The 12881-nt window shown below is 37.0% G+C and carries 10 protein-coding genes; 6 read left to right on the top strand and 4 right to left on the bottom strand.

Features of this window, described 5'->3' with window-relative positions:
• Positions 1-21: 21 nt before the first annotated feature.
• A complete protein-coding gene (locus tag FOC45_RS05225; RefSeq protein ID WP_009392928.1) occupies positions 22-2439 on the top strand; it encodes a glycoside hydrolase N-terminal domain-containing protein in 2418 nt (805 codons plus the stop codon).
• Positions 2440-2508: 69 nt separating this feature from the next.
• Here FOC45_RS05225 and FOC45_RS05220 read toward each other — a convergent pair whose 3' ends face one another.
• Positions 2509-4167, bottom strand: coding sequence for a ribonucleoside-diphosphate reductase subunit alpha (locus FOC45_RS05220; protein ID WP_255359602.1), 1659 nt, complete (start codon positions 4165-4167; stop codon positions 2509-2511).
• Positions 4168-4329: 162 nt separating this feature from the next.
• On the opposite strand from FOC45_RS05220, the gene FOC45_RS05215 reads away from it, so the two are divergent.
• From FOC45_RS05215 to bioA, 5 genes are all read left to right on the top strand, one after another.
• Entirely contained in the window at positions 4330-5160 is an 831-nt protein-coding gene (locus FOC45_RS05215; RefSeq protein ID WP_009392931.1) for an S-adenosyl-l-methionine hydroxide adenosyltransferase family protein, read from the top strand.
• 85 nt (positions 5161-5245) lie between these two features.
• Positions 5246-6325 (top strand): efflux RND transporter periplasmic adaptor subunit, encoded by a 1080-nt coding sequence (locus FOC45_RS05210; protein WP_009392932.1) that lies wholly within the window; start codon positions 5246-5248, stop codon positions 6323-6325.
• Positions 6326-6456: 131 nt separating this feature from the next.
• On the top strand, positions 6457-6585 hold the full coding sequence (locus tag FOC45_RS12170) for a hypothetical protein (RefSeq protein ID WP_009392933.1): 129 nt from the start codon (positions 6457-6459) through the stop codon (positions 6583-6585).
• Between the two features lie 28 nt (positions 6586-6613).
• Positions 6614-7243, top strand: coding sequence for an endonuclease III (nth, locus tag FOC45_RS05205; protein WP_009392934.1), 630 nt, complete (start codon positions 6614-6616; stop codon positions 7241-7243).
• A complete protein-coding gene (bioA, locus tag FOC45_RS05200; RefSeq protein ID WP_009392935.1) occupies positions 7240-8517 on the top strand; it encodes an adenosylmethionine--8-amino-7-oxononanoate transaminase in 1278 nt (425 codons plus the stop codon). Before nth ends, bioA begins: the two co-directional genes overlap by 4 nt.
• Before the next feature lie 79 nt (positions 8518-8596).
• On the opposite strand, the gene lpdA is transcribed toward bioA, so the two are convergent.
• The 3 genes from lpdA to FOC45_RS05185 form a co-directional block, all read right to left on the bottom strand.
• Entirely contained in the window at positions 8597-9994 is a 1398-nt protein-coding gene (lpdA, locus tag FOC45_RS05195) for a dihydrolipoyl dehydrogenase (protein WP_009392936.1), read from the bottom strand.
• Between the two features lie 155 nt (positions 9995-10149).
• Positions 10150-11802 carry a DKNYY domain-containing protein gene (locus FOC45_RS05190; RefSeq protein WP_009392937.1) on the bottom strand — a complete coding sequence of 551 codons (1653 nt, stop codon included), beginning with the start codon at positions 11800-11802 and terminating at the stop codon, positions 10150-10152.
• Positions 11803-11804: 2 nt separating this feature from the next.
• Positions 11805-12881 carry an AI-2E family transporter gene (locus FOC45_RS05185; RefSeq protein ID WP_009392938.1) on the bottom strand — a complete coding sequence of 359 codons (1077 nt, stop codon included), beginning with the start codon at positions 12879-12881 and terminating at the stop codon, positions 11805-11807.

The raw sequence follows: 12881 nt of genomic DNA, 5'->3' as shown, positions 1-12881 counted from the left end.
AATAATATATTACCAATATTTATGAAAACCAAATTATTAACAGTACTATTGTGCTGGGGAGTTTTTCTTTGGGCACAACCACAGGATGTTTCAGTAGTGTTTAAACAACCTGCTAAGCATTTTACAGAGAGTTTACCAATCGGTAATGGTAGATTAGGAGCTATTCTCTTCGGGAAAACAGATACCGACCGCATTGTACTAAATGAGATTTCGTTATGGTCTGGTGGATATCAGGAGGCTGATGACCCTGAAGCACATACTTATCTGAAAGAAATTCAACAGTTACTTTTAGAAGGTAAAAACTTAGAAGCACAAGCCTTACTGCAGAAACATTTTATTGCGCGAGGTAAGGGTTCGTGTCACGGTCAAGGTGCTAACTGTAGTTATGGATGCTATCAGGTATTTGCTGATTTGCTCTTAGATTGGAAAAATCAAACGCCTGTGAAAGATTATAAGCGAGTACTTCGCCTTGATGAAGCTACAGCTATTACTACTTATACACGAGATGAGAACTCTATTGAGCAAGTAGCCTTCGCTGACTTTAAGAATGATCTTTTATGGATAAAAATTACAGGAACTAAACCCTTTGATTTGAATATTTCGCTCTTCAGAAAAGAAAATGCTACTATAAGCTATCAAAATAACCATATTACTCTTACAGGGGTACTACCTGATGACAAAAAGGAAGGCATGCACTTTGCCTCTGCTATAGATGTACAAACTGATGGCAAAGCTGAAAACAAAGAAAAAGCTATAGAGATACAAGCTGCTAAAGAGCTTATACTCAAGATAAGTATGGCTACAAACTACCAATATAAAAATGGAGGGCTTAGTAATGTATCTGTTAAAGAAAAGGCTGAGAGCTATCTACAGCGTTGTACCTCTTCTTTTGAAGCTGCTCTTGCTGAAAGCAAAACTATTTACCAAGGTTTATTCAATAAAAATCGCTGGTATGGCAACGCAAATAGTAATACCTCACACCTAAGTACTTACGAGCGTTTAGAGGGTTTCTACAAAGGTGACAAAGATGCTTTATTACCTATATTATACTACAATTTTGGTAGATATTTGCTTATCTCTTCATCGCGTGAAGGTCTTTTGCCTGCTAACTTACAAGGTTTATGGGCTGAAGAATATCAAACTCCTTGGAATGGAGATTATCACTTGAATATTAATATTCAGATGAATTATTGGTTAGCAGAAGCTACTAACCTATCAGAACTAACAGAACCTCTAAATCGTTTTACGAAAAACTTAGTTCCCAACGGATATAAAACAGCTAAAGCATATTACAATGCTGACGGGTGGGTAGCCCACGTGATTAGCAACCCTTGGTTTTATACTTCACCTGGTGAATCAGCAGTATGGGGCTCTACTCTTACAGGAGGCGCTTGGCTATGCGAACATATTTGGCAACACTACCTATTTACACACGATATAGACTTTCTCAAAGAGTATTACCCTGTACTAAAACAAGCTACTGACTTTTTTAAAAGTTTACTTATCAAAGAGCCTAAAAAGGGGTATTGGATTACAGCTCCTTCTAACTCACCCGAAAATGCTTATTTACTACCTTCAAAAGACAATAAAAAACAAGTTGGAAATACTTGTATAGCACCAACTATGGATATGCAGATAGTACGAGAGCTTTTTAGTAATACTATGCAAGCCGCTACTATTTTGGGGGTAGATAGTGATAAATTCAGCCAATGGACAGATATTATCAAACATACAGCTCCTAATCGTATTGGAAAAAAAGGAGACCTAAATGAATGGTTAGACGATTGGGAAGATGCTGACCCTCATCACCGACATGTATCGCATCTATATGGGCTATATCCTTATGATGAAATAACCCCTTGGGATACTCCTAAATTAGCAAAAGCTGCTGAGAAAACACTACAAATGCGTGGAGATGGTGGTACTGGATGGTCAAGAGCTTGGAAGATAAACTTTTGGGCACGACTACAGGATGGAAATCACGCCTTAGTTTTATTGCGTCAACTACTCCGACCCGTAAGTTCAGAAATAACTACCGGACAAGTAGGTGGCTCTTATGCTAACCTATTCTGTGCACACCCTCCTTTTCAAATAGACGGTAACTTTGGAGGTGCGGCAGGTATAGCCGAAATGCTCTTACAAAGTCACGGGAAGCAAAATGTGATTCGTTTTCTACCAGCACTCCCTTCCCACCCCGATTGGGAAAATGGCGTTATGAAAGGAATGAAAGCTCGCAATAATTTTGAAGTATCTTTCTCTTGGCAACAACACCAGCTGCAAAAAGCTACTATCACATCATTAGTAGGCGGAAAATGCTACTTATTATTACCTGCAGGTAAAAGTATTTACCACCATAATACAATGCTCATAAAAGCCTCTAAAAAAGCTAAAGTAGTTAGCTTTGATACCTTAAAAGGAGAAAGCTATCAGATTCAGTAATATAATTTATAACCAAAAAAATAGGCTGCCTGAAGAATTTTTCAGGCAGCCTATTTTATTTTCTTTTAGTTAGGCCTCGCAACTACTACAGTTTACAAAATTCATTATCATTTCTTTTGCTACAGACTGGCTACGTTGGTAGTAAAGTGACTTAACTCCTAATTTCCATGCTTCAATCATTACTTTATTTACATCTTTAATAGGCATTACAGAAGGAATATTGAGGTTTAAGCTCTGACCTTGATCTATGTAGGCTTGGCGCTGTGCTGCTTGTGAGACTATCTCCATAGGAGAAATCTCTTTAAAAGTCTTAAATACGTTCTTTTCTAGCTGAGTAAGCTCTTGCAAATGCTGTACAGAACCATTATTTAAGCGTATAGAGCGCCATACATCTTCATTATTAAGACCTTTTTCTTCTAACAATTGTGTTAGATATTTGTTTTTACGCATAAAGTTTCCTTTTGATAAGCCTACCTTATAATAATTGCTTGAATAAGGCTCTATACCTGGTGATACTTGTCCTAATATAGCCGAGCTTGAGGTAGTAGGAGCTATTGCCATAGTAGTAGTATTTCTTCTTCCATAGCCTTTTAACAACTCAGGCTCTCCGTAAATATGAGCTAATTCTTTAGTAGCTTTATCAGCTTCTTCACGAATATGCCTAAAAGTGCGTGCATTAAACTGAGTAGCTTCAAAGCTTTCAAAAGGTATCATATTACGTTGTAAGTACGAATGATAGCCTAATACTCCTAAGCCCAATGCTCTATGGCGCATCGCGAACTTGCGGGCTGCTTGTAGATAATAATTGCCTTTAGTCTTCTCAATAAACTCTGATAACACAGCATCTAAAAAGAAGACTGCTAATTTAACCGCCTTGGTATCTTTCCACTCATCAAAAAGTTCTAAGTTCATAGACGACAAACAGCAGATAAACGATTCTTCTTCGCTAGAAGGTAACATAATCTCACTGCACAAGTTGCTTGAGCGAATGAGCATATCTTTGTCTTTATATACTTGTGGGCGATTGCGGTTTGCATTATCGGTAAACATAATATAAGGCAAACCTTTTTGTTGACGTGACTCAAGCACACGTGCCCAAAGGCGACGTTTCTCCATATCGCCATCTATCATCTCTTGCATCCAATAATCTGGTACACAAATACCAAAAAAGAGATTTTGGATAGGAAATTCTACATCTTTTATCTGTAGAAACTCTTCTGCATCAGGGTGATCAATGTCTAAGTAAGCTGCAAAAGCACCTCGTCTTACGCCACCTTGTGACACTACATCCATAGCAGAGTCGAAGAGCTTCATAAAGCTTACTGCACCACTCGACTTGCCGTTATCGGTTACTGCTGAACCTCTACTACGCAACTCACCAAAATAGCCAGAAGTACCCCCACCTATTTTGGTTTGCATAATCACCTCGCCCAATTTATGCGTAATTCCTTCTATACTATCAGGTACGTGTACATTGAAACAAGAAATAGGTAAACCACGCTCAGTACCCATATTAGCCCAAATAGGTGACGAGAAGCTAATCCACCCTTTGGTAATCATTTCTTTGAAAGCAGGCTGTAGCTCAGGCTTGTACAAACGGCGAGCCGCAGCGTGAGTAATACGATCTATCGCCCCCTCTACGCTTTCTCCTTTTAACAAATAGCCTCTGTTGAGTATTTGTTCTGACTCTTCATTGAGCCACCATATATCTTTTTGTTCGTTCATAATTTTCCTTTTTCGGGGTGCAAAGTAACAGCTTTAAATCCGAATTACAAAACATAAACAAAACATAAGTTATCAACAAAGTTTTTAACAATCTGCTAAAAACCTCTCTTTTAAGTTGTAAGATTCAACTTTTAATTATACTTTTGCATTGTTATTCGAATAAGTATGAAAATCATCACTCTCACTACCGATTTCGGGCTGCGTGACTATTCAGTAGGGGCAGTAAAAGGGGCTATTTACACCAAATGCCCCGATGCTCGTATTGTAGATATTTCACACTTAGTTTCTCCGTTTGATATTTTTCAGACTGCTTATATCCTCAAAAATGCTTATAAACACTTCCCTAAGGGTAGCATACACATTATAGGAGTTGATGCCGAGCGCAATCCTGAAAAAAGACACTTACTAATGCTGCTAAACGGTCATTATTTCATTGGGGCTGACAATGGTATTTTTAACCTGTTAGCTGAAGAAAATGAACCTATACAGCTATTTGAAGTGGCTACTGATATACCTATTACCCTCTTCCCTACCCTAAATGTATTCCCATCAGTAGTTGAAAAAGTCTACAAAGGTCTTTCTCCTGAGCAAATAGGTGTTCCTACGGATAAATACCTAAGAGCTACTCATTTTAATCCAGAAGTTAGTTCTGATGGGGCTTTTATCTATGGGGTAATTATTTATATAGACCATTATGGTAATGCTGTAAGCAATATATCGCGTTCGCTCTTTGAACGCATACAACAAAATCGCAAGTTTGAAGTGATTTTTAAGATGTTCTCTTTCCGCAAAATTTACAATCAATATAGTGATATCATCAATTTCAACTGTCCTCCAGAATCGCGAGCTACTCCTGATGGCGAAGGGATGCTACTTTTTAATGACCTCAACTACCTGCAATTCAGTATCTACAAAAGCGACAGACGCTCTGTAGGAGGAGCTTCTTCTCTCTTCGGAATGGACTATTATGATAGGGTATCTGTACATTTCTTGTGAAGTTTAGGAAACTTTTTTTGTTTATTAAGTTTTTTATATTACCTTTGCACCCGATTTTATAGTACAAATTAAGTTTTACTGACAAATGAAAAAAGTAATTACCACAATTATTATTCTTGCCTTAATAGGCTTTATGGCATTCAAACTGTATTCTAACAAACAGAAAAATGCTGAAGAAGTAGCTATTGTTGCCCAAAAAGAAGCACAAGTAGCTGTACGTGCTGCACAAGTAGCTGAAGAGAATGTATCAGATTTATTTTCTGCTAATGGTACTTTTGTAGCTGAACAAGACCTTGATGTATCGTCTGAAGTAGGCGGACAAATTATCAAAATCTTTGTAAAAGAAGGTGATTTTGTAAACGCTGGACAGGTTTTAGCTCAAACTAAAGCAGACAGAACCAATGTACAATTAGAAAATGCTAAAGCAGCTCTTGAAACTGCTAAAAGTGACTTAAAACGCTTTGAAAGTGCTTTTAAAACTGGTGGTGTGACCGCTCAACAGTTAGAACAAGTGCGTTTGCAAGTTAAAAATGCAGAAGCTAACTACAATTCAGCTGCTATCGTATCGGGCGACACCTCTGTACGTAGCAAGATAAGCGGTATAGTAAGCAGCAAAAAAGTAGAAGAAGGAGCTATGGTAGGAGCGGGTACTCCCCTATTTAACGTTGTGAATATTGACAATCTAAAGTTGAAAATCACTGTTGATGAAAATCAAGTGAGCAAGCTAACATTAGGACAGACTATCAAAATCAAACCTAGTGCTATGACTAATGAGATAGAAGGCAAAATCATTTTTATAGCGCCAAAAGCTGACAGTGCTATGAAATTCCCTGTGGAAATATTAGTAGCCAACAAAGATAGAAAACTAAAAGCAGGTATGTATGCTACAGCTCAATTAGGGTCTGACGCTCAATCTTCTACTGCCTTGGTAGTACCCCATTCAGCTTTCGTAGGTAGTGTGAGCCAAAATAAAATATTCAAGATTATCAACGGCAAAAATGCCCAAGGTGAGGATATACTACAAGCACAAGAAATAACCGTGAAGAGCGGTAGAAATTTTGGTGATAAAGTAGAGATTATCAGTGGATTAACTGCAGGCGAAAAAGTAATAATTAGCGGACAGATAAACATTGACAATGGTACACCCGTAAAAATAGTAGAATAATTTCAACACAAAAAACACACTGTAAAAAAGACGGTTCAACAGCTACTGAACCGTCTTTTTTACGTTAATACTTTGCTAAAATAAAAAAAGACTGTACCTTTGTGGCATAATTAACAAAAATAGACAAAATTATGATAGAGAAAATTAAAGATTTTTTCAGCACTGAATATGAACTGAAATTCAAAATGAAATTCTCAATAGGGAGTCTCCTCATTGTATTATTAGTAATTGGCATAGGATTATGGTTCTTGCTAAACTAGTTTTTCATCACCCAAATACATTAATAAAGTGAAAAAGAAAGAAAAGGTAAACTTTATCATTGATACACTCGAAAATCTTTATCCAGAAATTACTATACCGCTACAGCACAAAGACCCTTACACACTTCTCATTGCGGTATTGCTTTCGGCTCAGACTACTGATGCACGGGTAAACCAAATCACCCCAATACTTTTTGCAAAGGCTGACAACCCATACGATATGGTGCTGCTTTCGGTAGATGAAATCAGAGAAATTATCAAACCTTTGGGACTCGCACCTATGAAATCTAAAGGGATACACGGACTTTCGCAAATACTCATCGACAAATATAATGGCGAAGTACCACAGACTTTCGAAGCCTTAGAAGCACTCCCCTCAGTAGGTCATAAGACTGCCAGCGTGGTGCTCTCTCAGGCTTTTGGCATTCCCACCTTTCCTGTTGATACGCACATACACCGACTAATGCACCGTTGGGGATTATCAGACGGAAGTTCGGTAGTGCAAACTGAAAAGGACGCTAAACGCCTCTTCCCTAAGGAAAAATGGAACAAGCTACACATACAAATCATCTTATACGGACGCGAATACAGTCCGGCACGTGGGTGGGATATGGAGAAGGATATAATAACCAAAACAATTATACAATCAAAAAAATGAATTTACAACAACGTGACGAACTACACTTGTGGCACCCTTACACTCAGCACCAAACAGCTGCCAAGCCACTCGGAATTGTAAAAGGTAAAGATGCCCTACTATGGGGCGAAGATGGCAAAGAATACATCGATGCCATAGCCAGTTGGTGGGTAAACCCTTACGGTCATAGCAACGAACGTTTAGCTCAGGCTGCCTATAAACAGCTTACCCAGTTAGAGCACGTACTCTTTGGGGGTTTTACTCATAAACCTGCCGTAGAATTGGCTGAAAAACTGATTAGTATACTGCCTAAGAACCAGCAAAAAGTCTTCTTTTCTGATAATGGATCTACTGCTGTAGAAATTGCTATCAAAATGGCATTGCAATACTTCTTCAACAAAGGTGAAAAACGCTTTACAGTTATTGCTTTTGAAGGAGCTTTTCACGGTGATACTTTTGGCGCAATGGCAGCTTCAGGTATTTCTTTCTTTACCGAAGCTTTTCAAGAGCATCTACTGAAAGTAGTGCGTATACCCCTACCACAAAAAGGTAGCAAGGCCTCTGCTGAAGGCCTTAGAAAAGCTATTGCTGAACATCAGCCAGCTGCTTTTATATTTGAAGCCTTAGTGCAAGGAGCTTCGGGTATGCAAATCTATTCGCCTGAAGATTTAGATGAACTACTAAGCATAGCACAAGCCAATGGGGTAATTACTATAGCTGATGAGGTGATGACAGGATTCGGACGCACAGGACGCACTTTTGCTTGTGACTACCTTAATCACAAGCCCGACATTATGTGCCTTTCAAAAGCCTTAACAGGTGGTACTATCCCTTTAGCGGTAACGACTTCAACCCAACGTATATTTGACGGTTTTTACAGCAATGATGTAAATAAAGCTCTTTTCCACGGGCATACCTTTACGGCTAACCCTACTGGTTGCGCTATTGCCTTAGAAGCCATTCGCATTTTAGAAAGCGATGAGATGCAGCAAAACCTAAAGCGCATCGCTAAACGTCATCAGTCATTTGTAGCACGTATTAGCCAGTATGCCTCTGTAGAAAATGCGCGTACTTTAGGAGTTATCTTAGCATTCGACCTTAAAACTACCCAAAATACTGATTATTACGGTTCTTTCCGCGACAGGCTTTACAATTTCTTTATTTCTAAGGGGGTTATTTTGCGTCCTGTTGGTAATATTATTTATATATTACCTCCTTATATTATCACTGATGAGCAGTTAGATAGAGTATATGAAGTATTGGAAGAAGCTATACAACTGTTTTCTAATCAATAACAGCTTTATAGGATATAAAATAAAAAAACTCCAAGTAGAGAATGTTCTTTACTTGGAGTTTTTTTATGATAACAATAAATTAAATATCAATAGCTTCGCCATAAGCAGCTGCTACCGCTTCTTTAACACCTTCGCTCATTGTTGGGTGAGGGTGTACCGCTTTGATAATTTCGTGACCTGTAGTTTCGAGCTTGCGAGCTACTACTGCTTCAGCAATCATATCGGTTACACCAGCTCCAATCATATGGCAGCCTAACCATTCGCCATATTTAGCATCGAAGATAACTTTGATAAATCCTTCAGTAGTACCTGCTGCGTTTGCTTTACCAGATGCTGTGAATGGGAATTTACCAACTTTTATCTCATAACCTTTTTCTTTAGCTTGTTTTTCGGTAAGACCTACTGAAGCGATTTCTGGAGTGCAATATGTACAACCTGGAATATTGCCGTAGTTAATAGGCTCTACGTGCAATCCTTTTATTTTTTCAACGCAAAGGATACCTTCAGCAGACGCTACGTGTGCCAATGCTTGACCAGGTACTACATCACCAATAGCGTAATAACCAGGTACATTAGTTTGGTAGTACTCATTTACTTGGATTTTATCGCGGTCGGTTTTGATACCTACTGCTTCTAAGCCTATGTTTTCGATATTTGTTTTGATACCTACCGCTGAAAGAAGAATATCAGCCTCAAGTACTTCTTCGCCTTTAGCAGTTTTTACAAATGCTTTTACACCTTTGCCTGAAGTATCTACTTTAGTAACCTCAGCTGAAGTCATAATGTTGATACCTGATTTCTTAAGGCTCTTTTCTAATTGTTTAGAGATGTCTTCATCTTCTACAGGTACGATATTAGGCATAAACTCTACGATAGTAACCTCAGTACCCATAGTATTGTAGAAGTGAGCGAACTCAATACCTATAGCACCACTACCTACTACAATCATTTTCTTAGGTTGCTCAGGTAAAGTAAGCGCTTGACGATAGCCGATGATTTTCTTACCGTCTTGAGGAAGCGCTGGCAATTCGCGTGAGCGAGCCCCTGTAGCGATGATGATATGGTCGGCGCTGTATTCGGTTACTTTGCCATCTTTGTCTTTTACATCAACCTTTTTGCCTGGTTTGATAGTTCCATAACCCATTATCACATCAATTTTGTTCTTTTTCATCAAGAACTGAACCCCTTTGCTCATAGTAGCAGCCACATCGCGGCTACGCTTAATAACTGCTGGGAAATCCTTGTCGAAAGAACCTTCTTTTACTTTGATACCATAGCTTTCAGCGTGCTTAAGATATTCAAACACTTGTGCTGATTTTAGCAAGGCTTTAGTAGGGATACAACCCCAGTTAAGACAGATACCACCAAGGTTTTCTTTTTCAACAATAGCGGTTTTGAAACCTAATTGAGAAGCGCGAATAGCAGTAACATACCCACCAGGACCACTTCCTAATACAATAATGTCGTATTTACTCATTTTTTTTAAAATTTATCAAGTTTGATATTAGGCTACAAAGTTACGAATATTTTTTTGAATAAGCATCATTATTTTCCTTTTTTAATTATTCTTCTTTCGTATTAAAGTTATAATTATCTGAAAAATAATTCTTTATGGTATTTATAATTTATATCTTATAGTTCAAAATCTTCTAATTCAGTACCTAAGAAACGAATTTTAGCTCCACCTCCTAATTCGGTTAGCCAATAACCATCAACGTTTTTTAGAAGATAAAAATCTGATGAAGGGTGTGTATCTTGGCTGCAACCCATTCTATAGCCTGGGTATATAGCGAGTATTTCAACCTTATCATTTTTAATAAGCCTATATTTTGTGAAATAAATATAATTCTTATCAGCTAAAAGATCAGCAGTTAGAAGACTAAGAGTCGTTATATCATACCCCTCAATAGGGATGAGTTTAGGCTCATACTCATTGCTTTCATCATAATAATAGGCTTTATTTTTATCTTTATAAATATTGTACCATATTTTTTGAAAAGTAGTAGTATCTACCCCCTTTTGAGGTGTTTTATCTACATAAATTAGGTTATTAGCTTTGTATAACTCACTATCAAAATATATTTGCTTTAGAATGCGTTTCTCCTTTAGATAAACGAAATCATAGACAGTAACTTTTCCCTCTTTTAGCAGTTGTACTTCCTTAGAGGTAAGGTTCATAAAAACCTCTTCAGTTGAGCTATTATATATTTGATTTTTATAGAGTATTCCACCGGCCTTATCTTTAAATAAGTTTTTACCATAAATTGGGGCTTCAGTATAGAAAAAAGGTAACTTTTTATCCCAATTATAGACTCCTTTTTTGTCATATTGATAGTAATAAGCATCCTGAATCTCAGCAAAAGTTGCAGCGTCGTATTGAGGTTTGGGAGTATTATCGCGGTATACCATAGTACCATCGGTAACAAAATTATTAAAGACTCTTACTTTGCTTAAGTTTTTAGTGGCGATAGGTAGCCTAAAGTCTTTACCCTCTGTTTTGTAGGAGTAGTAATCAATATAATAAACATAATTTTGGTCGATGAGATAAGACTCATTTAAAGCCTTGAGGGTAGGAATATGAAAGTAGTTAGGCAATTCAACAAGTTCTTCATCATAGTATAATACATATTGAGAGGTTTTTAGTATTTTTTTAGTAAGCTGTTGTACCCTTTCGCCTTTATACATAAGTGGTTGAGATTGGTAAAAGGTGCCATTTTTGTCGGAAATATAGTTTTCGGTAGCTAAGTCTTTACGAATAGAAGGAAGGTCGGCATCTGGTACTATCGTTACTTTTCCATTATTAATATAATATAGATGATGTTCGTCTTTTAAATAATCATAATAGATATTTTCAAAAGTAGCAGGACTGCTAATAGCAATCTCTTTGTTGCCTATATAAGCCTTTTGGAGAGTACGCCAAATAGGCACTATTTCCTTTTTATCGATTATTAGGTCTGAACCTATAATCTTAAAACCATTAGTATCTATAGGGAAAAAATTATTTTGGTAATAGATTCCATTTTTATCAATAGCCATACCATAATCATAGTCTTTTACTCTAAAAGTAAGCATATCGGGGCACTGCACAAAAAGACTATCTCTGGTTTGGAATATAACATAATCTTTGTTAAAAATAAAGCCCTCTACATGTTTGTAACGTACATTCCAATTCTTTTTTACAGTTAGGCTATCTGCCTTAGTAGCATCGGTAACTTTTAAGTCTTCTGCTTGGGCTGAAAGATTTTGCATAAAGCAAAGAAGCAAAAAAGAAATAAGATATTTCATAACTATAGATTTTTAGTAAGCAGTCCGACTACTTTATTATTAGGAAAAAACTCTTTTAAAACTACTTTTAAAACGGTATAAGCGGGAATAGCTACTACCATACCTATGATGCCAAAAAGTGTACCACTAATAAGAGTAATCAAAAAAATCTCTAAAGCAGTTGATTTTACTGAATTAGAAAAGATAACAGGCTGTGAAAACACATTATCAATAAATTGTCCTACCAAAAAACCTATTAGTACATAAATAGTAGTAGGCAAGCTAACAGTCATAAAGTCGTTTTGTAGGTTGCTGCTCATCGTTAGCAATGCCATTAGCACAAAGCTTATCATAGGACCTATATAAGGAATAAGATTAAGCATAGCACAGAGCAACGCTATGATAAAAGCATTTTCTACCCCAAAAATAAGCAATACAATAGTATAAACAACAAAAAGTATAGTGATTTGGAGAATAAGTCCTACAAAATAACGCGATAACAGATTGTTTATCTTGAAAATAGAAGTCTTTAATTTGCGTTTTCGCCTAGGAGAAAAAATAGAAAGTAGGGAAATAAGTATTCTGTCGCCGTCTTTCATAAAGAAAAAAGTGATGAAGAGTACTGAAAAGAAACCTGCTCCAAAATTGCTAATAAAGGAAATAAACGAGTTGAGAAAGTTAGGAATATCAATAAAGTTTAACATCTCTTGTACACCAAAAGAATAGTCTTCTCTTTCTAACCCAACCTTACTAAGAGTTTGATGTATAAGAGCATCAAGATTGTCTTTTAGCAAATCAATATTAAGGCTTGATAGGTTCTTGCCTTGTGATATGAGTAAGGGAATAAACATACTGAATACTCCGAGACTGAGCAGTACAAAAAGCAACATAGTAAGTACCACACAGAGAGTTTCACTCTTTATCTTCAGTTTTTTGCGGAAGAAATAAATAAGAGGTTTGCCCATTAGCGTCAGGACTAATGAAACGATAAGATAAACGATAATAGATTGTAGCAAATAAAGGGTATACAGCCCTACTACTACTAAAACAATGATTGCTACGGCACGCAATATGCCATTTGCTATTTCTTTTGAGTTCAT

It is taken from the genome of Capnocytophaga sp. FDAARGOS_737 (assembly GCF_009730375.1).
Taxonomy (GTDB): domain Bacteria; phylum Bacteroidota; class Bacteroidia; order Flavobacteriales; family Flavobacteriaceae; genus Capnocytophaga; species Capnocytophaga leadbetteri.
The sequence above is the reverse complement of the archived record's forward strand: the minus strand, read 5'-3'. Positions and strand labels throughout refer to the sequence as shown.